Annotated in this window: 22 protein-coding genes and 1 riboswitch; of the genes, 7 read left to right on the top strand and 15 right to left on the bottom strand. The window is 65.7% G+C overall.

Annotation, left to right across the window (positions count from 1 at the left end):
- Window positions 1-21: 21 nt before the first annotated feature.
- The 3 genes from glyA to BCEP18194_RS36490 all read right to left on the bottom strand — a co-directional run bounded on the left by glyA (window position 22) and on the right by BCEP18194_RS36490 (window position 3,571).
- Entirely contained in the window at window positions 22-1,269 is a 1,248-nt protein-coding gene (gene glyA / locus BCEP18194_RS36480; protein WP_011356345.1) for a serine hydroxymethyltransferase, read from the bottom strand.
- Window positions 1,270-1,510: 241 nt separating this feature from the next.
- Window positions 1,511-2,290, bottom strand: a complete 780-nt coding sequence (locus BCEP18194_RS36485; RefSeq protein ID WP_011356346.1) for an SDR family NAD(P)-dependent oxidoreductase — start codon at window positions 2,288-2,290, stop codon at window positions 1,511-1,513.
- Window positions 2,291-2,323: 33 nt separating this feature from the next.
- Window positions 2,324-3,571, bottom strand: coding sequence for a D-arabinono-1,4-lactone oxidase (locus BCEP18194_RS36490; protein WP_011356347.1), 1,248 nt, complete (start codon window positions 3,569-3,571; stop codon window positions 2,324-2,326).
- 170 nt (window positions 3,572-3,741) lie between these two features.
- Between BCEP18194_RS36490 and BCEP18194_RS36495 the strand changes: the two genes are divergently transcribed.
- Window positions 3,742-4,746, top strand: coding sequence for a helix-turn-helix domain-containing protein (locus BCEP18194_RS36495; protein WP_011356348.1), 1,005 nt, complete (start codon window positions 3,742-3,744; stop codon window positions 4,744-4,746).
- Between the two features lie 81 nt (window positions 4,747-4,827).
- On the opposite strand, the gene BCEP18194_RS36500 is transcribed toward BCEP18194_RS36495, so the two are convergent.
- Both BCEP18194_RS36500 and BCEP18194_RS36505 read right to left on the bottom strand, forming a co-directional pair.
- Entirely contained in the window at window positions 4,828-5,259 is a 432-nt protein-coding gene (locus tag BCEP18194_RS36500) for a hypothetical protein (protein WP_050781645.1), read from the bottom strand.
- A gap of 53 nt (window positions 5,260-5,312) precedes the next feature.
- Window positions 5,313-7,157: a S10 family serine carboxypeptidase-like protein gene (locus tag BCEP18194_RS36505; protein ID WP_011356350.1), complete on the bottom strand. Its 1,845-nt coding sequence runs from the start codon at window positions 7,155-7,157 to the stop codon at window positions 5,313-5,315.
- 234 nt (window positions 7,158-7,391) lie between these two features.
- Between BCEP18194_RS36505 and BCEP18194_RS40615 the strand changes: the two genes are divergently transcribed.
- Window positions 7,392-7,622, top strand: a complete 231-nt coding sequence (locus tag BCEP18194_RS40615; protein WP_244273029.1) for a hypothetical protein — start codon at window positions 7,392-7,394, stop codon at window positions 7,620-7,622.
- Window positions 7,623-7,869: 247 nt separating this feature from the next.
- Here BCEP18194_RS40615 and BCEP18194_RS36510 read toward each other — a convergent pair whose 3' ends face one another.
- From BCEP18194_RS36510 to BCEP18194_RS36545, 8 genes are all read right to left on the bottom strand, one after another.
- Window positions 7,870-9,684 (bottom strand): ExeM/NucH family extracellular endonuclease, encoded by a 1,815-nt coding sequence (locus BCEP18194_RS36510; RefSeq protein WP_011356351.1) that lies wholly within the window; start codon window positions 9,682-9,684, stop codon window positions 7,870-7,872.
- A 222-nt stretch (window positions 9,685-9,906) separates the two neighbouring features.
- On the bottom strand, window positions 9,907-10,848 hold the full coding sequence (locus BCEP18194_RS36515; protein ID WP_011356352.1) for a CopD family protein: 942 nt from the start codon (window positions 10,846-10,848) through the stop codon (window positions 9,907-9,909).
- Window positions 10,845-11,225: a copper homeostasis periplasmic binding protein CopC gene (copC, locus tag BCEP18194_RS36520; RefSeq protein WP_011356353.1), complete on the bottom strand. Its 381-nt coding sequence runs from the start codon at window positions 11,223-11,225 to the stop codon at window positions 10,845-10,847. The genes BCEP18194_RS36515 and copC overlap by 4 nt, the downstream gene beginning before the upstream one ends.
- A gap of 14 nt (window positions 11,226-11,239) precedes the next feature.
- Window positions 11,240-11,587 carry a copper-binding protein gene (locus BCEP18194_RS36525; protein ID WP_011356354.1) on the bottom strand — a complete coding sequence of 116 codons (348 nt, stop codon included), beginning with the start codon at window positions 11,585-11,587 and terminating at the stop codon, window positions 11,240-11,242.
- Between the two features lie 67 nt (window positions 11,588-11,654).
- Window positions 11,655-12,950 (bottom strand): multicopper oxidase family protein, encoded by a 1,296-nt coding sequence (locus tag BCEP18194_RS36530; protein ID WP_011356355.1) that lies wholly within the window; start codon window positions 12,948-12,950, stop codon window positions 11,655-11,657.
- A gap of 1 nt (window position 12,951) precedes the next feature.
- Window positions 12,952-14,448 carry a TolC family protein gene (locus BCEP18194_RS36535; RefSeq protein ID WP_011356356.1) on the bottom strand — a complete coding sequence of 499 codons (1,497 nt, stop codon included), beginning with the start codon at window positions 14,446-14,448 and terminating at the stop codon, window positions 12,952-12,954.
- Window positions 14,445-14,726, bottom strand: a complete 282-nt coding sequence (locus BCEP18194_RS36540; protein WP_011356357.1) for a hypothetical protein — start codon at window positions 14,724-14,726, stop codon at window positions 14,445-14,447. The genes BCEP18194_RS36535 and BCEP18194_RS36540 overlap by 4 nt, the downstream gene beginning before the upstream one ends.
- A 90-nt stretch (window positions 14,727-14,816) precedes the next feature.
- Complete coding sequence (locus BCEP18194_RS36545) at window positions 14,817-15,218, bottom strand: hypothetical protein (RefSeq protein WP_041493397.1); 402 nt, start codon at window positions 15,216-15,218, stop codon at window positions 14,817-14,819.
- Window positions 15,219-15,494: 276 nt separating this feature from the next.
- Here BCEP18194_RS36545 and BCEP18194_RS36550 point away from each other — a divergent pair, with 276 nt between their 5' ends.
- The 3 genes from BCEP18194_RS36550 (at window position 15,495) to BCEP18194_RS36560 (ending at window position 18,997) form a co-directional block, all read left to right on the top strand.
- On the top strand, window positions 15,495-16,166 hold the full coding sequence (locus BCEP18194_RS36550) for a heavy metal response regulator transcription factor (RefSeq protein ID WP_011356359.1): 672 nt from the start codon (window positions 15,495-15,497) through the stop codon (window positions 16,164-16,166).
- On the top strand, window positions 16,163-17,581 hold the full coding sequence (locus tag BCEP18194_RS36555; RefSeq protein WP_011356360.1) for a heavy metal sensor histidine kinase: 1,419 nt from the start codon (window positions 16,163-16,165) through the stop codon (window positions 17,579-17,581). Before BCEP18194_RS36550 ends, BCEP18194_RS36555 begins: the two co-directional genes overlap by 4 nt.
- A gap of 156 nt (window positions 17,582-17,737) precedes the next feature.
- A riboswitch (yybP-ykoY riboswitch) is annotated at window positions 17,738-17,902 on the top strand.
- An 84-nt stretch (window positions 17,903-17,986) separates the two neighbouring features.
- Window positions 17,987-18,997 carry a sodium:calcium antiporter gene (locus BCEP18194_RS36560; protein ID WP_011356361.1) on the top strand — a complete coding sequence of 337 codons (1,011 nt, stop codon included), beginning with the start codon at window positions 17,987-17,989 and terminating at the stop codon, window positions 18,995-18,997.
- A gap of 5 nt (window positions 18,998-19,002) precedes the next feature.
- On the opposite strand, the gene BCEP18194_RS36565 is transcribed toward BCEP18194_RS36560, so the two are convergent.
- Window positions 19,003-19,641, bottom strand: a complete 639-nt coding sequence (locus BCEP18194_RS36565) for a glutathione S-transferase C-terminal domain-containing protein (protein ID WP_011356362.1) — start codon at window positions 19,639-19,641, stop codon at window positions 19,003-19,005.
- Window positions 19,642-19,777: 136 nt separating this feature from the next.
- On the opposite strand from BCEP18194_RS36565, the gene BCEP18194_RS36570 reads away from it, so the two are divergent.
- Window positions 19,778-20,170, top strand: a complete 393-nt coding sequence (locus BCEP18194_RS36570; RefSeq protein ID WP_011356363.1) for a winged helix-turn-helix transcriptional regulator — start codon at window positions 19,778-19,780, stop codon at window positions 20,168-20,170.
- A gap of 31 nt (window positions 20,171-20,201) precedes the next feature.
- A complete protein-coding gene (locus tag BCEP18194_RS36575; RefSeq protein WP_011356364.1) occupies window positions 20,202-20,570 on the top strand; it encodes a hypothetical protein in 369 nt (122 codons plus the stop codon).
- On the opposite strand, the gene BCEP18194_RS36580 is transcribed toward BCEP18194_RS36575, so the two are convergent.
- On the bottom strand, window positions 20,567-21,115 hold the full coding sequence (locus tag BCEP18194_RS36580) for a YbhB/YbcL family Raf kinase inhibitor-like protein (protein WP_157687408.1): 549 nt from the start codon (window positions 21,113-21,115) through the stop codon (window positions 20,567-20,569). The two genes, BCEP18194_RS36575 and BCEP18194_RS36580, sit on opposite strands and share 4 nt — an antisense overlap.
- Window positions 21,116-21,166 lie beyond the last annotated feature (51 nt).

The following is a 21,166-nucleotide window of genomic DNA, read 5'->3' on the forward strand; positions in this document are numbered from 1 at the left end:
AGCGGTTGAATCTTGCGCGCATCAGCCGTAGACGGGGAAACGCTTCGTCAGTTCGGCGACCTGCCCGCGCACACGCTCGAGCGTGGCCGCATCTTCCGGCGCTTCCAGCACATCGGCGATCAGGTTGCCGACGATCTCCGCTTCCTTCACGCCGAAGCCGCGCGTCGTCATTGCCGGCGAACCCAGGCGCACGCCGCTCGTCACGAACGGCTTTTCCGGATCGTTCGGGATCGCGTTCTTGTTCACCGTGATGTGCGCAGCACCCAGCGCTGCTTCCGCTGCCTTGCCCGTGATGTTCTTCGCACGCAGGTCCACCAGCATCACGTGGCTTTCCGTACGGCCCGACACGATCCGCAGGCCACGCTTCACCAGCGTTTCAGCCAGCACGCGGGCGTTCTCGACCACCTTCTCCTGGTACGCCTTGAATTCCGGCGACAGCGCTTCCTTGAACGCCACGGCCTTGCCCGCGATCACGTGCATCAGCGGGCCGCCCTGGATCCCCGGGAAGATCGCCGAGTTGATCGGCTTCTCGTACTCGGCCTTCATCAGGATCACGCCGCCGCGCGGGCCGCGCAGGCTCTTGTGCGTCGTCGTCGTCACGAAGTCTGCGTGCGGCACCGGGTTCGGGTACACGCCCGCTGCGATCAGGCCTGCGTAGTGGGCCATGTCGACCATCAGGTACGCGCCGACCGACTTCGCGATCTTCGCCAGACGCTCGAAATCGATCTTCAGCGAGAATGCCGACGCGCCTGCGACGATCAGCTTCGGCTTGTGTTCCTGCGCGAGCTGCTCGGCCGCTTCGTAGTCGATGTCTTCGTTTTCGTTCAGGCCGTAGCTCACCACGTTGAACCACTTGCCCGACATGTTCACGGGCGAGCCGTGCGTCAGGTGGCCGCCGTGCGCGAGGCTCATGCCCATGATCGTGTCGCCCGGCTTGAGCATCGCGAAGAACACGCCCTGGTTCGCCTGCGAACCCGAGTTCGGCTGCACGTTCGCCGCTTCCGCACCGAACAGCTGCTTCACGCGGTCGATCGCCAGCTGCTCAACCACGTCCACGTATTCGCAGCCGCCGTAGTAGCGCTTGCCCGGATACCCTTCCGCGTACTTGTTCGTGAGTTGCGAACCCTGCGCAGCCATCACGGCCGGGCTCGTGTAGTTTTCCGACGCGATCAGCTCGATGTGATCTTCCTGGCGGCGGTTTTCCTGCTCGATCGCGGCATAAAGTTCCGGATCGACGTTGGCAACGGTGCTGGTGGTGCGGTTGAACATGATGATTGACCAGTTGAGAGTGAATGACTGACCGCGGCTTGCCGGCTGCATGGTGTTTCGGCCTTCGCATTCCATCAGACGCGCCCTCGTTCAGCTAGAAGGATTCCGACATTCCGCTAGGACACCGCGCGCCGGGCGCGCAAAAAAAATCGAAGGGTCGCATCGCTGCGACACCTTCGACGGAACTTGCCTGCCGAGCGGGCGTGAGGCTTGCCCTTCAGCTTCTTGCGAGCATCAACGATCAGACGGCGGAGAAGCAGTTGTCGACGAACAGGTGGGTGCCGTTGACGAAACTCGACTCGTCGGAAGCGAGGAACAGTGCCGCCGCCGCGACTTCCGACGGCTCGCACAGGCGGCCTTGCTGAACCGCGATCGCCGCCTCGGTCGCGTCGACACCCATCGCCTGCAGGTCCTTCAGTTCGCGCATCCCGTGCGGCGTGCGGATGAACCCCGGTGCGAGCGCGTTGCACCGAATGCCGCGGTCGCGGTACTCGACCGCAATCGCCCGCGCGAACATGTGGCACGCGCCCTTGGTCGCGTCATACAGCACCTCGCCCGGCGTCGCGCATACCGCGGAAATCGACGACGTGCAGACGATGCTGCCCCGCCCCTTCTCCAGCATCTGCGGCAGCACCGCTTTCGTCATCAGGAACATGCTCTTCACGTTCACGCCCATCAGCCAGTCCCATTCCGACTCCTCGATGTCGAGGAACGGTTTGACGATCAGCGTGCCGGCGTGATTGAACAGGATGTCCGCGTTGCCGTACTGCTCCCGCGCGGCGTTCACGGCCTGCTGGACTTCGGCCTGTTTCGACACGTCGGCGCCGAAGCCGATCGCCTGCAGGCCCGCGTCGCGCAGCCGGGATGCGAGTGTTTCAGCGGCGTCGCCGTCGCGGTCGATGATCGCGACCTTCGCGCCCTGTGCGGCGAACAGTTCGGACGCCGCGCCGCCACAGCCACCGGCGCCGCCGCTCACGACGGCGACCTTGCCGGCCAGTCGGCCGTCAATCTTGACATTCATGCTTCGTTCTCCAGTCTGGTTCGTTCGGTCTGCTCAACTGAACAGCGTCCGCAGGTGATCGTTGAGGAAATAGCCTTCGGGGTCCACGCTGCGGCGCAGCGCGCGGAACGCCTCGGCCTTCGGGAACCAGCGATCGACGTCCTCGCGGTTCGTGAAATGCAGCTTGCCCCAGTGCGGACGCGAGCCGTAGTCGCGCAGGATCGTGTCGACGTCCTTCAGGAACGGCCAGTAGTCGACGCCGTTCGGGCCGCCCGAGCATGAAATCGTGACGCTGTCCTGGTGATTGAACGGGCTGATCCACGCCGGATCGCCCTTCGTGAAGCGGTACTCGACCGGGAAAATGCAGTCGCGATGCTTCGTAAGGATGAGCTCGCGCACCCGGCGCAGCGCTTCCTTGCCGTGTTGCGCGGGCACCGCGTACTCGAGCTCGTGGAAGTTCGGCACGTAGTGGATCGCGTACACCTCGGAGCTGTAGGCGATCTTCTCGTGCTCACCTTCGTGGAACGTGCGCGCGTCGGTGACATCCATCACCTTGATCTCGCACACGTCGTAGTCCTTCTTCGAGTTCGACACCTTCGTGGTGTCGGGCAGGCAGTAGAGATCGCGGCTGGCGGACGTCGGGCACCAGAAGAAGCTGAAATGCCGGTGCTTCGCGGCCAGGTCGTCGTATTGCGCCATCAGCGCGTCGAAATCCTCGCGCCATACGCGGTCGTGCAGCCAGAACGCGTCCGTCACCTGCAGCGTCAACTCCGACACCACGCCGAACATGCCGATGTTGACCTGCGTCGCGTGCAGCAGGTCGAGGTCCTGCCGGTCGCTCACCGTCATGATCGAGCCGTCCGGACGCACGATGCGCATCCCGACGACCTGCGACGACAGGTTGCTCAGTGTCGTCCCCGTGCCGTGCGTGCCGGTGGCCAACGCGCCGGCAATCGCCTGCGAATCGATGTCGCCCTGGTTGACGAGCGACAGGCCGAGTTCCTTCAGGTGCCGCGTCACCGCATTGATCTTGGTGCCGGCCTTCACGGTCACGCGCTTGCGCGCTTCGTCGACCGCCACGATGCCCTGGTAATCCTGCAGCGACAGCAGCAGGCCGCTGGTGGCCACGACGGGCGTGAACGAGTGCCCCGACCCGGCGCAGCGCACGTGCTTGCCTTGCCGCGTCGCGGTGTGCACCAGCTCCGCGATCTCGGCCTCGCTGGCCGGCGACGCCAGGTGCGCGGCCACGCACGACTGATTGCCGACCCAGTTTCTCCAGAATCCGCCACGGGGAAGTTCCATCACCGTCTCTCCAGCGTCGTATTGGTGCCAAAGGTAAGGTGCCGAAAGGTTTTCCACTATCGGATTTCGGCAAGTTAGGGTTTTGACGAGGCGACACCCGTCCGGCGCTTTTTGACCGGCGCGGCGAGCGGCTACAATGAATCGATCCGGCCCGCCCCTTCCCGCCCTCGATGACGCCGTCTGCCCACCCGAGCGATTTCTCCGGCAACCCGCTGTTCGCGCGAACGGTCGCGTTCTGCGCGTTCACCGACGTGGAGGAACAGGCGCGCTCGTTCGACGGCTGGAACATGAACTACACGCAGATCTCGGGCGGGCTGTTTCACGGCTCGTCGTCGATCATGTCGCTGGGCGGCATCAAGCTGCTGGTCGAGGATCTCGACAAGGTCATCCTGCAGCAAGGCGCGGTGCCACTGGAGCGAATCGCCGTGGCCGTGCCGCTGGAACTGGAAGGCCACGCGCGCCTGTGCGGCGAGAAGAGCGGGCGCGACAGCCTGCACGTGTTCTCGAGCCAGCCGGAATTCGAGTTCTATTCGCCCGATCGGCATCTGCTCGTGAATGTCGAAATCGAGCCGGAGAAACTGTCGACGCAGGCACTGCGTACGGTTGCCGAATCTCTGCGCGCTCGCACCCATGCACCGGTGATCCCGATGGCGACCGGTGTGGCCGACCATCTGCGCGACCTGCTGCGCCAGACGCTCGCCGCCGCGGCAAAAACCACGCACATCGGCGATGCAACGACGCAGGACAGGATCGAACTGCTCGAACGCACCGTGCTGTACGCGATCTCGGAAGTGATGACGGCCGCCACGCCGGATGCTGGCGCGCAGATCGTGCGCCCGACGAAATACTGGTCGCTGGTCAATGCGGTGCGGGAGCGGCTGCAGGATGCATCGACCTGCCCGCTGTCGATCGCCGAGCTGTGCGTGGAGCTCGGCGTCAGCCGGCGCACCGCGCAATACGCGTTCCAGGACACGTTGAACCTGAACCCGATCGCGTACCTGCGGGCCGTGCGGCTGAATCACGTGCGCCGCGAGCTGCGGCTCGGCGACTCCGTGACGTCCGCGGCCACCAAATGGGGCTTCTGGCACCTGAGCAGTTTTGCGCAGGACTATCGCGCGATGTTCGGCGAACTGCCGTCGGCCACCGCGAAGCGCTACGCGCGCCAGGCCACCTAGCACCTGTCGTTCACCCTGTCGTTCACCTTCCGGCGGCCGGTTACGAAGGAGTCCGCACCGGCCGCCGCCCTGCCTGCTACGTCACTCGTCCTGCTGTTCCTGCTGCGCCTGCACCTGCCGCTGCTGGATGAACTGCCGCACATCGCTCATCGTCACGCGGCCGGTGTGCTTCGCATCGATCTCGTCGAAGTGCTTCGACACGAAACCCAGGCCATTACTCTGCGCCTGCGCCTTCGTCACGGCCGCGCCGTTGCTCAGCACCGTATTGGCGCCGAGCCTCGCATCGACACGCTGCTGCGCCTGCTGCTGCAGCGTCGCGCCGGTCGACGGCAACACGGGCGCCGCTTTCGTGGCAGGGAAGAACGGACCGTCGACACCGCGCCCGCCGTGCGGCAGCTTCACCGGCGCCACCGCCTGCGGCGGCAACGCGTAGGCACTGCTCATCACGGCACCGAGGACGATCAACGGAGACATACGCCGCATCAAATTGATTAGGGACATGATCACTCGCATTCAATGGATGAATAGAGGGTTCCTTTGACAAGGAGTCCGTCGCTCGGGGTCGCTCAAGGGGCCGCCGCCAGCGTCGTCGCGGCGGTTGCGCCGGGGACGCTGCCGGTCGGTACGCTCGGCGGGTTTTCATCCGGCCACGGCGGCGGCAGCGTATGCAGCGTCAGTGCCGTCGGAATCCGCGCGCCCTTGTAGAACGTCTTCAGGTCCCGCTTCATCTGCGGACGGGCGACGTCGTCCAGGTAGATCATGTGGCCGCCCTGGAAGAAGTTCACCTGCAGCTTCGGATTGAAGCCCTTCACCGTCTGCAGCCGCGCGAGTTGCTTCTCGGTGTTGAAGAACGGCGTCGCAAGATCGTGGAAGCCATTCTCCGACAGCACGCGAAGCTTCGGGTTGAGCTGCAGCGCACCGAGCAGATCGGGGATCGTGTCGGGCATCGGCTGGCCGTCGTGCGTGAAGTCCCAGACGCCGATGATGTTGTCGTTCAGCGGCAGGTACGTCGCGTTCGGGGCGGTGTAGCCGAGGTAATCCGGCATCTGCGTCGCGAGCGCGTTCGTGAACGGCTGCGAAATCAGGATGTCGGACGGGTCGCCGTCGTTCTGCAGCCGCGGATCGGAGTTCGGCAACGACACGCGTCCGTCATACCGGCCGATCGTCGTGCCAGGCAGCAAGCTCGTGCCGAACGGATTCGCGTTGAAGTAGCCGCGCAGCGCCTGTTGCGTGAGGCTCGACGGGATCGACCACAGCTTCAACGTCGCATCGCTCGGGAACACCGGCGTGCCGAGCGCATCCGGAATGCCGAGCTGGCTCAACACCCAAGACTGCGAATACTTCTGCAGCTGGTTATAGATCAGCGTCGTGAACAGTTCCGTCTGCAGTGCGTACAGATCCTGGTTCACCGGGGCCGGCGAAACCTGGTTGAAGTACGCCGCGACCGCCGCATAGCCCGGCAGGTAGCCGGCCACGGTATCGGTATCGAGCAGCAGCCCTTCCGTCGACTGCGTGATCGCCACCGCTTCCGTCGCATCCGCGAAGTAGTTCAGGATCGCCGACTGCAGCACGATACCCGTCAGGTGCACGCCGGCCGATTCGAGCGCCAGCGCGAGCATGTCGGTACGCGGCGTGCCGTACGATTCGCCGTACAGGTAGATCGGCGACGTGCTGCGGCTGTTGACGTTCAGGTAGCGCTGGATGAAGTCGCGCATGATGTTCACGTCCGCATCGGAACCCCAGTACTTCTGGTTGGTGTTCGGCAACACGGCTTCCGACAGCCCGGTGCCGGGCGGGTCGATGAACACGAGGTCGGTGGTGTCGATCAGGCTTTCGGCGTTGTCGACGAGCGGATAGTTCGGCCAGTTGGCGCCGAACAGCGGATCGGGCGTGGCCACGCGGGTCGGCGCGAACGAGCCGAGCCGCAGCCAGATCGACGACGAGCCGGGGCCGCCGTTATAGACGAACGTGACGGGGCGCGGCTTGCCGTTCGTGCTCGGCGCGGTGTACGCGACATACGACATCGACGCTTCCGCATTGCCGTTCGCATCCTGCGCGGTCAGGTGGCCGGTGGTCGTCGTGTAGTTGACGGCCGTGCCGCCGTTCTTCCACTGGTAATGCATGACGGCCGTTTTCTCGGACACCTGCCCGGGGGCAAGGCCGTCGGTCGCATTCATCGAATACGCGACCGGGTCGACGTACGGCTGGTTGGCCGGCGTCTGCCCGGCCGCTTGTTGCGCGCTGGCCTGCTGGCTGGCGGTGGCCTGCGCGAGGCTCGACGCACCGACGGACGACGAATCGTCGCCGCCGCATGCCGCGAGCGCCAGAGTCATGACGGTCAATGCACCTAGCCCGGCCAACCGGCCGTGACGGCCACGGCGGCTGCCGGTACAGCTCCTGTCTGGTTTCATCTCTGTCCTTTGATTCGGATACCGCTTCACAAAGGCCGCCAACGCCTGCGAAACGCGCAGACCGACCCGCCACTCGCGTTGCACGGTCGGCAGTCGGCGGTTGGGGATTGGACTTCTAAGAGACTGAACTTGATACAGACACAGCAAACTGCTGGCGAGAATGGTGCTCGGACGCCCCCTGCAGTTTGGACAACTTTTATATGACCAAAATTTACGACAACACAAAAATAGGCGGTGCTGCGCCGCGTTGTCAAAGATCATTCGGATATTAAAAATCCCGCAATGATGCTAACGGCGGACAGTGTCTGGCAATTGAAAGAAAGCGGGATTATTCGCGCATTGCACGCTCCACCGACAATAATCCGCCGAATCCGCCGCCTTTATCGCACAACCAGCAATCCTTTACTGGCGCTGATGCTGCGCATCGAAAGCCTTCAGATCACCAGAATTATTCTTTCATTTTAATTATCCGGGATCGATTAATTCGGTACGACATTGCACATAGACCGTCACTCGATGATTCGAGTCACTTCAACCATTCTTCAATCGATGCGTTTATCCGCATCACACCACCCATAAAATACCGATTTCGCTAATTCCCGAAAAAATCGACGGAATTATTTACCCGCGGTCCGGCCGGCGTATGCGGTCGAAATGAAGCGCGGCGTGCAGCCTCGCCGCACGCCGCACTTCGTTCGCGTTCAATCCGCCATTACTTCCCGCCACCCGGCAGCGCGATATCGATCAGCACCGGATCGTGATCCGACGAGCGATACGCATCCGGCGCGTAGAAGGTCTTCTGCTGCTCCGCCGACTTGTACGCGAGCGTGTACTGCAGCGCGAGCGGTTCGTCCGCGTTGATGTGCCATTCGTGCACGGCCTTCACGTGCGATGCGAGCGGCAGCGTCGCGAGCGCGTGATCGAGATAGCCGGCTTCGCCGTTGTACACGTAGCTGTACGCATTCGCGCCGATCCAGCGTGCGACGAGGTTGCGGTAGCCGCGCGTTTCGAGCGTGCGGATCGGGTCTTCGTACGTGTAGCTGTTGAAGTCGCCGATCAGCAGCACGCCCTGGCCTGCGACGCCCGTCGGGTTGCCGGCGAGCCAGTCGGCGACCTTCGCGGCCGCGCGCGTGCGCGTCGGGTTCCAGCAGCCCTGGCCGTCGCCCTGGTCGAGATCGTCGTTCGCGGCGTCCGGGCAGTTCTTCGACTTCAGGTGGTTGACCGCAACCGTCAGCGACTGCTTGTTGCCGGCGATCAGCCGGAACGACTGCGCGAGCGGCTGGCGGTTCTTGTCGTCGATCGCGAGCGTGGCTGCGCGGCCGACCGGCTCGACCTTGCGGCTGTCGTAGATCATCGCGACCGTGATCGCATCGCCGCCGAGGCGCGACACGCCCGGATCGACGACGCGCCAGTTGTTGCCGAGCTTCGCCGCGAGCTGGCGCACCGCGCTCAGTTCGCCGTAGCCGTTGTTCTGGATTTCCATCAGACCGATCACGTCGGCGTCGATCGCCTTCAGCGCGCTGACGATCTTCGCTTCCTGGCGCTGGAATTCCTGGAAGTTCTTCGCGCCGCGGTTGTTCGGATCGTCGAAGCCGCCGCCGAGACCGTTGCCGTTGAAGTAGTTCAGCACGTTGAACGATGCGACGCGCAGGTTCGATTTCGGATCGCGCGCCGGTGCGTTGGTGCGCGGGTTCGTGCGCGCTTCGAATGCCGGCACGGCCGCGCCCGGCAGCGGCTGCACGCGCCATGCGCCATAACGCACTTCGAGCACGCCTTCGATGTCGCGCACCGTGTAGCCCGCACGCAGCGTGTTCGCGGCCGACAGGCCCGGCGCCGGGTACGGCACCGTGGCGGGGTTCTGCTTGTTCGAGCCGTCGTCGAGAACCAGGCGGTTGCGTGCGTTCGCATCGATCTGCGTCTGTGCTTGCGCGGGCGGCACGACGCTCGTCGGCGTGCGCAGGCGGCCGTTGCTGAGCATCACGCTGCCGTAGCGGCCGAGCTCGTAGTTGTCGGTGACGTTCAGCGTCTGCGGCAGGCGCACGAGCATCCCTTCATACGCGGCGAACGCGTTCGGGCTGTCGACCGGCAGCGTGAGCGTCGCGGGCGTGACGGTCTGGTTGTTCGCGCACACCGCGATCGCGCCCGACTGCGTGAGCTGCGTCTGGCCGTATTTCTCTTCGACCTTGCCGGTCACGTGCACGAGGTCGCCCGCTTTCGCGCGCACTTTCGGCGCGTAGACGAACAGGCCTTCGGACACGCCCGGCTGGTTGCGGCGCTGCGCGTCGGCCTGCTGGACGAAGAAGCCGCCGAAGCCGTCCGTACCGCCGAAATCGGCGGTGACGACGGCTTCGATCGACACGTTCTGGCCGGCGAGCGGCGACGGTGCGCCCGGCCCCTGGATATCGGCGATCGGCGTCGTGCTGCCGCCGCAGTTCGGGCTGACGGGCGCGGCAGTGGCGGCGAAAACCGGCGCGGCGAGCGTCGGGAGCAGCAATAGCGGGGTGATGAGGCGGATTGTCGAGCGCATGTCGGGGAATCCCGGTTGTGAGGGTGGCGAAAGCTTAGCGGCGCTCAATGACAGTTTTTGGTAATCGAAAGACAGGTAGATGTAACTATTTTTATCGTGGTGCGATCGTCATCAACCGCACGTTTGCCCCTGAAAAAGCGGGGAAATCGTCTGATGAAAAACCACCGCGCCCCTTGACGATTACCCCGCGAGCCCTCGCTGCCGCAGCGTCGCGGCGCCGCGCTACACCGTGCCCGGCAACGCGCTCGACACGAGCACGGCCGCGATCATCAGCACGCCGCCGAGCACGACCGCCTCGATCCGCAACACCGTGCCGAACCGTTTCAACGAACCGGCCGGTATCGAGGCGGCCGGATCCTTCAACGCGTCCAGCAACGCTGGCATCCCGAAGAAGCGGTTATGTCCGCCCAGCGCCGCCGCGATCAGCACGAGCGCGAGCTTCAGCAGCAGGATCTGCCCGTACGTCGATGCGAGCAGGTTCGCGGGCGTATCGACGCCGCGCCAGCCGTTGTACGCGCCGGTCGCGAACAGCACGATCAATGCGTAGGTCGACGCATCGGACAGCGACTGCACGAACGATGCGCCGGTCGTGCGTTCGCTCGCGGGCATCGCGGCAAGCCTCGGCATCACGCCGAATGCCGTCACGAACACGAGCCCGACCCACGCGCTGATCGCCAGCAGATGCAGCCAGTCGATCCACACCGGCACGCTGAACAAGCCGGCATCCACCGGATGGCCGCCATTGCTGCGCGCGAGCGCGACGCAGGCGAGCGCGGCCCACATCGCGAACGGCACGCGCGACTCGTTCGCGCGCCTGACGAACGACAGCACCACGACGACGAGCATGAACGCCGCACCGGCCAGCCACGCATGACCGAACCCGGTACCCGCGAGCATCGAGCAGACGGCCGGCCCCGCTTCGAGCAACGACACCTCGCTCATCAGCGCGCAATGCGCCCAGAACGCGGTGACACTCGCGACCAGCGAGACGGCGGACGCGATGCGCAGCGTCGCGACGAGCCGGCGGCCGATCCCGTGCTGCCACGCCGACGCGCCGCGCGCGAGCCAGTGGCTGCCGAGCAGCGCGCCGACGACGACGGCGAACCCGGCGTTCTGGATCGCCACCGACACGAGCCGCAGGAGACCGATGACGCCGTCGTTCACCCCTTCACCCGGAACGTATAGGTGCCCTTCGTGCGATGTGCATCGGCCGTCATCGCCGCCCACTGCACCGTGTATGCGCCGGGCGCGAGCTTCGGCAGCGCGACGGTCATCACGCGCGGGTTAGCCGCATCGACCTTCGCCTTTTCCTGCGTGACCGCGTTGCCGTTCGCATCCGACACCTTCACCGAGCTGAACGCCGGTTCGAGGTCTTCGTTGAAAATGAGCCGCAACGTGTCGGGCGCCGTGTCGACCGTGCTGCCCGTCGCCGGTGCGGCACTTTCCAGCTTGCCGTGCGCGGAGGCCGCGACCGGCGCGGCCGCGACAATCGCACCGGTCGCGACGATCGCGGCCAGCCGCGTGAGGTTCGGGATCTTCATGTTCACGCTCCGCGTCACGGCTTCTTCAGTTCGACGACGGTCAGCGCGCCGTCCACGTCTTCCGCGACGAAGTCGATCTTGTCGCCGGCTTTCACCTGCGACAGCATCGCCGGGTCCTTCACCTTGAACACCATCGTCATCGCGTCCATGCCAAGGTTTTCCAGCGGCCCGTGCTTGATCGTCAGCTTGCCGGCAGTCGTGTCGACCTTGCGGATTTCGCCGTGCGACATGCCCGTTTGCGCCGCGGCTTCCTGCTTCGCACCACCGCTCATGTCCATGCCCGCCATGTCGCCGGCCGCGTACGACGCGCCGGGAAACGCCAGCGCGCACACCATTGCCATCGAAACCAGTCCCTTCTTCATCGTGTCGACTCCCAGTGAATGAAATGAAACCGGCGGCCACCTGAGCGCAGCCGCCGCATGCTGCTGCTCAGCCGTCCGGCAGTTCGCCGGTGTACTCGTACGCGACGGTGCCCTTCGGATGCCTGAACCAGCCCGGATCGCGATAGTCGTTGCGGCCGAGCCCCTGCCGCACCTTGCAGACCGTGAACATGCCGCCCATCTCCAGCGGCCCGAACGGGCCCGTGCCCGTCATCATCGGCAGCGTGTTGTCGGGCAGCGGCATCTCCATGCCGCCCATCGCGCCACCCGTGCTGCCCATCGCCATGTAGTCGGGCACGAGCTTGCCGATGCGCTTCGCGAGATCCTTCTGCGGCACGCCGATCAGGTTCGGCACCTGGTGGCCCATCGCATTCATCGTGTGATGCGACTTGTGGCAATGGAACGCCCAGTCGCCTGGACGATCGGCCGTGAACTCGATCGCGCGCATCTGGCCCACCGCGACATCGGCCGTCACTTCCGGCCAGCGCGCGGCCGGCGGAATCCACCCGCCGTCGGTGCCCGCAACTTCGAAGCTGTAGCCGTGCAGGTGGATCGGATGGTTCGTCATCGTCAGGTTGCCGAACCGGATCCGCACGCGGTCGCCCGCGCGCACCGGCAACGGATCGATGCCCGGGAACACGCGCGAATTGAAGGTCCACATGTTGAAGTCGGTCATCTCGTTCACGCGCGGCGTATAGCTGCCCGGATCGATGTCGTACGCGGCGAGCAGGAACACGAAGTCGCGATCGACCGGCATCGTGCCGCGATCCTTCGGGTGCACGATGAACATGCCCATCATCCCCATCGCCATCTGCACCATCTCGTCGGCGTGCGGGTGGTACATGAACGTGCCGTGCGATTCGAGCTGGAACTCGTAGACGAAGGTCTTGCCGGGCGGGATATGCGGCTGCGTGAGCCCGCCGACGCCGTCCATCCCGTTCGGCAGCCGCAGCCCGTGCCAGTGGATCGTCGTGTGCTCGGGCAGCCGGTTGGTCACGAAGATGCGGACCTTGTCGCCTTCGACGGCCTCGATCGTCGGGCCCGGCGACTGGCCGTTGTAGCCCCACAGGTGCGCGTTCATGCCGGGCGCCATCTCGCGCACGACGGGCTCGGCCGTCAGGTGGAACTCCTTCCAGCCGTTCTTCATTCGCCACGGCAGCGTCCAGCCGTTCAACGTCGCGACGGGCGTGTACGGGCGGCCGTTCGGCGGCACGAGCGGCGGCTGCGTGGCGGTTTTCGCCATCGTGGGCGCTTCGGGCAGCGACGCGGCGCCGGCCTTGCTGACCATCGCGGCGCCCAGTAGCGCGGCGCCCGAGCCGCTGAGAAATTGTCGACGGGACACCATGTCAATGACCTTCCGGATGCGTTTGCGTCGCGGGCGCCGGTTGCGCCGCGGGGGTGGATGCCGGCTGCGGCGCAGCGTCGGCGTTGGGAGTGGCGTCGGGTGGGGCGGATTGCGTCGCGCTTGGCGTGGCGCCCGGCGACGGCAGCCGTCCCCCGACGGCCATCTGCAGATCGGTTTCGGCGAGCCAGTAGTCCTTCAGCGCATCGATGTAGCCGTTGACCGCGCCGACCTGTTCGCGCGCATCGGCCAGCAGCTCGAACACGCTCGCGAGCATCCCGTTGTAGCGCAGCAGCAGTTCGTCGGAGATCGTCTTGCGCAGCGGCACGACTTCGTTGCGATAGTGCGTCGCGACGTCGTAGCTCGTCACGTACGCCGCATACGATTCGCGCACGTCGGAGCGTGCATCGATGGCCGTTTTCGCGAGCCGGTTCGCCGACTGCATGTAGACGGCCTCGGCCCGCGCAACCTTCGCGCCGCCCCAGTCGAACAGCGGAATCTCGACGCTGATCTCGTAGCCGTGCTCGTGCCCCTTGCCGGTCTCGTAGTTGTTCACGTAGCCGAGGTCGATCGCATTGACGAAGCGCGTGGCCTTGCTCAGGCCCAGCGACGACGCGACGCCCTGCGTCTGCAGCTTCGCGGCCTGGATGTCGAAACGGTTGCTCATCGCGAACCGCTCGAGATCGCGCAGGTTCGGCCGCGCCTTCGGCAGGTCGGGCAAGCGCTCGGGCAGCGCGTACTGGGTGCGCTCGCCCCACAGGCCCATCGCGCGCGTGAGCTTCTCGCGCGCGGCCACGGCCTGCTGGCGCGCCTTCGCGTGCTGCGCGACCGCATCGGCATGGAACGCCTGCTCGCGTGCGTAATCGAGCCGGCTGAAGTTGCCGGCCTGCCGCATGCGCAGCGCGAGTTCGGCAGCCGCGCTGCCGGCATCGCGCACCTGTTGCGCATAGTTCGCGGCCTGCTCGGCGGCGACGGCCTCGACGTATGCGCGGCGCGCATCGGCCGCCACCTTCAGCATCGCGTCGGCCGTTTCGAGCTTGGTCTGCTCGAAGCGGCGGCGCTCGATGTTCGTCGCGAGCGGCATCGTCAGCAGCGCGAACACGTTCGCCGAGAACGTGCGGCCGAGCGTCAGCTCGCCGTCGCCGGCGCGGGTGCGGCTGAACGCGAAGCGCGGGTTCGGCAGCCGGCCGGCCTGGACGAGATCGGCCTCCGACAACCCCAGTTCCGCGTACGACGCCTGCAGGCCACGGTTGTTCAGCAGCGCGACCTGCACCGCATCGTCGATCGACAGCGGCTTGGCCAGCAGCTCCTTCGTGCGCTTGTCGACGGCTTCGCGGTCGGCGTCGGTCTTGACCACGACCGCGTCTTTGCCGATGCGTTCCGACGCGGCGGACGACACCGCGTCGAAACCGCCATCCTTCGAGAACGTCGTGCAGCCGGCGAGAAAGGCCAGCATGGCCGCCGCCGCGCCGATCCTCGGCGATATCGCAAGCATCGTCATTGCGCAGCGCCTCCGTGCTTCGAATGCGCGGCGCCGCTTCCGGCCGCGCCGCCGGTCGACCGTCCTTTCGCGGGCCGCTCCATCACGTCCCGGTTCAGTTGTTTCCAGCCCGGGCCTTCGTCGTCCCGATACGGCCGGTAGCCGTCGAATGCGGACGTCACGGTGACATCCGGCACGGCCACGGTGGCGTCCGCCGGATCGGGCAGCGGGGTTTGCGCAGGCGCGAGCGACGGCACGAAGGCCGCCGCGCCAAGCAGCGCCGCAGTAATCAATCGCATGAATGGGTCTCGTCGTAAGTCGTCCGGCGGCACGGATGCCGCCGCCGGAGCGGTTTGCAGAGCGCGGCCGGTCAAGGCCGCGGGCAGGGTCTAGACGAGAAGCCGGCGCGGCGGCCGGTCGATGCCGCCGGTCAGGAACGACACGACGACGGGCGTCGGTGCGAACGAAATGATCGAAACGCCGATACCCGACGCAACGGACATCGCAGGAAGATCCGCCATGCCGGTGCCCAGGCAGCAGGACCCGCACGCGGAGCACGGCTGGGCATGTCGCGCATGATCGTCGGGCGTGTGCTGATGCGCATGCTGGCCACCGTGCGCGTTCGGCATTGCATGTCGCACTGCCTCGACGGCGCTTGCCCCGTCTTCCGCATGCGGCATGGCAACGACCGCATCCGCGCCCGCACACGCCATCGACACGGTCGCGAACGACTGGATCGGCAGGCTCAGCGCCAGCAGCATGACGAGGACGAATTTGCGCCAGTACGACATGGATGCGGAATCAGGCAGGCAACGACCGGATCGGCCGGCGCGGCGCCGCGACGGCGCGCTCCGGGGACAAGACGGCCGCAGCTTATCGCCGCCGCGGTGACGACGACATGGCCGAAACATGACGGAATTTTCACGAAACGCGGGCGATGAGGCGCACACGCTTCATGACAATTCCGTCATCCCGCGATCATCCTTCGCGCACGCACGGCACCGTAAGCTCACGCGTTACACTGACCGGCTGGAATCAAGGATGAATCACGGACGGCCTGCCCCACCATGCGGATACTGATAGTCGAAGACGAACCCAAGATGGCGTCGTACCTCCGGAAAGGGCTGATGGAGGCGAGCTACACGGTCGACGTCGCGGAAAACGGCAAGGACGGGCTGTTCCTCGCGCTGCACGAGGATTTCGATCTCGTCGTGCTCGACGTGATGCTGCCGGAAATGGATGGCTTCGAGGTGCTCAAGCGGCTACGCGCGCAGAAGCAGACGCCCGTGCTGCTGCTCACGGCGCGCGAGGCGATCGAGGACAAGGTCGCCGGGCTCGAGCTGGGTGCCGACGACTATCTGCTCAAGCCGTTCGCGTATGCCGAGTTCCTCGCGCGCATCCGCTCGCTGCTGCGGCGCGCGCCGCGCAACGTACGCGACATCCTGCATGTCGCCGATCTCGAAGTCGACCTGATCCGCCGCCGCGTGCGGCGTGCCGACACCCGCATCGACCTGACCGCGCAGGAATTCGCGCTGCTGCAACTGCTCGCCGAGCGCGAGGGCGAAGTGCTGACGCGCACCTTCATCACGTCGCAGATCTGGGACATGAATTTCGACAGCGACACGAACGTCGTCGATGCGGCGATCAAGCGCCTGCGCGCGAAGATCGACAACACCTATGAGAAGAAACTGATCCACACGATCCGCGGCATGGGCTACGTGCTCGAGGATCGTTCGTGACGCGCAGCTCCGGCTCGTATTCGCTGCTGCGGCGCCTGACGCTCGCGTTCGCCGTCGTCGCCGCGCTCGTGTTCGCGCTGACCGGCGCGTACCTGTACCGCTCGCTGTCCGCCGAACTCACGCGGCGCGACGACATCGAGATCTCCGGCAAGCTCAACCAGTTCCTGCAGCTCGCGCACGCGAGCGGATCGATCGCCGCGCTGCGTGCCGATCCTGCCGTGTTTCACGAGGTGCTGCTGTCGCATCCCGGCGTGTATCTCGGCATCTACGATGCGCAGCACCGCCCGATCGTCGAGCATTCCGACGAAGCCGGCAACACGCTCGCATCGGTGATCTCGGCGCCGCATCCGGCCGGCGAAGCCCGCGGGCCGTTCACCTGTTCGCCGCCCGGCATCGGCACGTCGCGTTGCGTGTACGCACGCGCCACGCTGCCGTCCGGCGACGCGATCCAGGTCGCGCTGGCGCGCACGGCGACCGATCGCCAGTCGCTGCTCGAAAGCTATCGCGTCGACATCTGGCTCGCGGCGGCCGTGGGCGCGCTGCTGGTCGGTGCGCTCGGTTACGCGGTCGCTTCGCGTGGCCTGCGCCCGGTCGAGAGCCTCGGCCGGCAGACGTCGCGCATCGAGGCACACAACCTGAACGCGCGGCTCGACGCGCGCGGCGGCCCGGTCGAGCTGCGCGAGCTCGCAACGTCGGTCAACCGGATGCTCGACCGCCTCGAACGCGCGTTCGTGCGGCTGTCGCAATTCTCGTCCGATCTCGCGCACGACATGCGCACGCCGCTCGCCAACGTGATCAGCTCGTCGCAGGTCACGCTGTCGCGCGCGCGCACGACCGAGGAATACGAAGCGCTGATCGATTCAAACATCGAGGAATGCGAGCGGCTGCAGCGGATGATCGAGAACATGCTGTTTCTCGCGCGCACCGACAATGCGCGGCAGCACCTGAAAACCACCGAGCTCGACGCGGGCAGCGAGCTGCGCCGGCTCGCGTCGTATTTCCAGGCACTGGCCGACGAAGCCGGCGTGCGCATCGACGTGCATGGCGAAGCGCCGGTCGTCGCCGATGCGACGCTGTTCCGGCGCGCCGTCAGCAACCTCACGTCGAATGCGCTCGAACATGCGGAAGCCGCGTCGACGATCGAGCTGGCGGTTTCCGCGCAAGGCAGCTACGCGGTCGTCGAAGTCACGAATCGCGGCGCCGCGATTCCACCCGAGCAGGTCGACAAGATCTTCGAACGCTTCTACCGCATCGATTCGTCGCGGCACGGCGCGGCGCGCAACGCGGGGCTCGGGCTCGCGATCGTGAAGTCGATCATGGAGCTGCATCGCGGCAAGGTCGAGGTCGCGAGCCGTGACGGGCGCACGACGTTTGCGCTTTATTTTCCGCGCGGCACGACAGCGCAAGCCGGTTAGCGATTCTCATTCAGGCCACGCACGCAACACCCAGGCCAACGCGTGCCGAATGCCTCCCGATCCGGCATGAGTACCCGCCACGCACGCCCCTTTCCCCATCCGATGAGTGGGTATGCCTGCGCAAGCTTGCCGAAAGCAATCCGCTCGGCTAGACTGCCCTTCGTCTTTGGGGAGTAGCCTGCTTTCCGTCCCTGGAAAGCGAACGCGTCAACACACTCGGCCTGCGGCCGTGGCGCGTTCAGCCTGATCGGCTTGGCGAGACCATGGGCGCATCGCGTCGTTCCTGGTCGGACGTCGTCGGATGCGCCATGGTTCGTCAGCGTCCGACCACGGAGTCCCCATGTTCCCCACCGCCCTCTCCCCGCGTTTCGCCGCCGTCCGCGCGCATGCCTGCGGAGGTGCCGCATGACTTTCATGTTCCTCGAACTGGCGTTCATGCTGATCGTCATCCTCGTCGCCGCCGAAGTCTTCACCAATGCGCTCGAACATCTCGGCGAACGCCTGAAGATTTCCGAAGGCGTAACCGGTTCGCTGTTCGCGGCCGTCGGCACCGCGCTGCCCGAAACGATGGTGCCGCTGCTCGCGCTCGCCGGCGGCACCGCGAACCAGGCCGTGAACGAGGAGATCGGCGTCGGCGCGATTCTCGGCGCGCCGCTGATGCTCGCGACGCTCACCACCTTCCTGATGACGCTCGCGGTGATCCGCTCGCGCGGGCTGCGCGGCACGATCGCGCCTGAACGCACCGGCTTCGTGCGCGACATGAACTACTTCCTCGCCGCGTTCTCGCTGGCCACCGCGGCGATGTTCGTCCCGCATCACAACTGGGCCGTGCGCGCGCTGCTCGCGGCGATGCTGGTCGGCATCTACGTGATGTATGTCGTGATGACGTTCCGGGCGTCGAACCAGCTCGTCGATGCCGGGCACGGCACCGAGGCGCCGCACACGATGTTCCTGTCACGCCTGGGCCTGCCGACCAACCTCGCGACGATCGCGCTGCAACTGCTCATCGGCGTCGCGCTGCTGGTCGGCGGCGCGAAGGGCTTCATTCACGGCGTGGAAGGCGTGTCGCACGTGCTCGGCGTATCGGCGCTGCTGCTGTCGCTGATCATCGTGCCGATCGCAACCGAATTGCCGGAGAAGGTCAACAGCGTGCTGTGGATCCGCCGCAAGAAGGACACGCTCGCGTTCGGCAACATCACCGGCGCGATGGTGTTCCAGGGCACGCTGCTGCCGGCGATCGGCATCATGCTCACGCCCTGGGAGCCGCGCCCCGAAGTGCTGACCGGCGTGATCATCACGCTCGCGGCGGCGGCATGGCTGCGCTTCAATGCACGCGCGCGCGGGCTCGCGATCTGGGCATTGCTGGCGAACGGCGCGGGCTATGCGGGGTACCTGGTCCTGACGCTGGCGCGCTGAGCGCGTCAGGATGCGTTCGGTCGCGAGTCGGCCTGCAGCACCTGCTGCACCGCCGGCCGCGCCCGCACCCGCTCGTACCACGCACGCAGATGCGCATACCCGGTCAGGTCGATATCCGCGTGGTACACCGACCGCAGCCACTCGGCCTTGCCCCAGCCCGTCAGCGCGAACAGGTATGCATCGGCGACCGTGAACGTGTCGCCCGTCAGGAACGCGTTGCCGGCGAGCTGGCGGTCGATCCACGCAAAACGGCTGTCGAGCTTCGCTCTCGCCGGGTCGACGTATTTCCCCGCCTGCACCGCGTACAGCAGCGGAATGAAACCCTTGTGGATTTCCGCCGTGAGAAAGTTCAGCCACTCCATCAGCCGATAACGGCCGAGCGTGCCGTATGCGGGCGCGAGTTCGGCTTGCGGACACCGATCCGCGAGATACTGCGCGATCACCGGCCCTTCGCGCAGCAGCGTGCCGTCGTCGAGTTCGAGCAGCGGTACATAGCCGAGTTCGGTCACATCGTAGTAATTGCGCCCGTCTTCAATGACGTGCTTGCGCGCGTCGACCTGGATGATCTCCGCGTCGATGCCGCCTTCGCGCAGCACGATGCAGATGGCCTGGGAACAGCTTCCGGGAGCGTGATAGAGCTTCATGCGTGTCCTTCGTGGGTTGTCCATGTATCGATTCGCCGCGACGCGGGCGCTAATATCTCGCATCGGCGCAACGCTGAGAAGACGGCAGTCGTTTGTGCCGTAGTCACAAAAAGTTTACCGACCAGGATTCAGCACGATGAAAACGAGTGCGACAGGATGTTCCGTTGAAGAAGCGATGCGCCTGCTCGGCGGCCGCTGGCGGCTGCTGCTGGTGTCGTATCTGCTCGACGGGCCGCGGCGCTTCAGCGACCTGCGGCGCGACATGCCCGGCATCTCGCAACGGATGCTCACGCTCGACCTGCGCGCACTCGAAGACGCCGGGCTCGTATTGCGCACCGTCTATCCGGAAGTGCCGGTACGGGTCGAGTACGATCTGACCGCCGACGGCGACCGGCTGCGGCCCATCGTCGACGTCATGCGGGAATTCGGGCTGTGGCTGAAGGCGCGCGATGCCGATGCGTCGTGCGTCACCGGCGTCGCGCCGGGCGCGGCAGCCGCGAGCGAAACGGCACTCCATTCAACCCGATAACCCCTAATCCCATACGCAGGAACCCACATTCATGGAACTTCACGCCACCATCGGCGCGGCGACGTCCGATCTCGACGACGACGAAAGCTTCGCCAACATCTACTGCCACGACGCCGAGCAGGACTATTGCTTCGCGCTGTCGCGCTTCCCGGACGACTCGCTGATCGAAGTGATGGTGCGCGACCAGATCACCGTGCGCGTCAAGGATCTGTCGGTGCGCCTGACGGACGACACGATCGACGTCGAGATCGAACCCGCCCTCGCCGCGCGTCTCGACGGCCAGACGCGCTACGTGATCCATCTCGCGCCCGGCCAGTACGATCCGGCTACGCTGCGCGCCGCGCTGAAGGAGATCTTCGTCGGCAAAAACGGGTATCAGGACGACAGTGCGCGTGGCTAGCGGCTCAATTGCACGGTCATCGTCGCCTTCGCGATAGCCTGGTAGTGAGCGGTGAAGCCGACGACCGCCGGCGTCGCGTCCGGCTCGACCGGCAGCTTCGCCACCTTGAGCGCGGTCAGCGTGATGACGTAACGATGTGGCTCGCCTTGCGGCGGACACGGGCCGAGATAGCCGGCGCGGCCGGTGTCGTTCTTCATCGGAACAGCACCCGCCGGCAGGCTGGCAACGTCGCTTCCCGAACCAGGCGCGATGCCACGGGCCGACACCGGTATGTCGGCGACGACCCAGTGCCAGAATCCGGAGCCCGTCGGGGCGTCGGCATCGAACATCGTCAGAAGGTAGCTTTGCGTTCCCTCCGGAACGCCGCTCCATCGTATGGATGGCGAAATATTCTGGCCATGGCAGCCAAAGCTGTTCGATACCTGCGCCTGATCGAACGCCCCGCCGGCGAGCTCCGCGCTCTCGATCGAGAAATCGCCTGCCTGCACCGTACCGGCAGCGATCATCGCTGCACAAAGGATGAAACCGGGCTTGAATGTCTTCATCGTCAATCTCACCAGCGAGCGGGAATGGAACGGACATTCTTGCAATCGCGC

Source organism: Burkholderia lata, from assembly GCF_000012945.1.
GTDB lineage: Bacteria > Pseudomonadota > Gammaproteobacteria > Burkholderiales > Burkholderiaceae > Burkholderia > Burkholderia lata.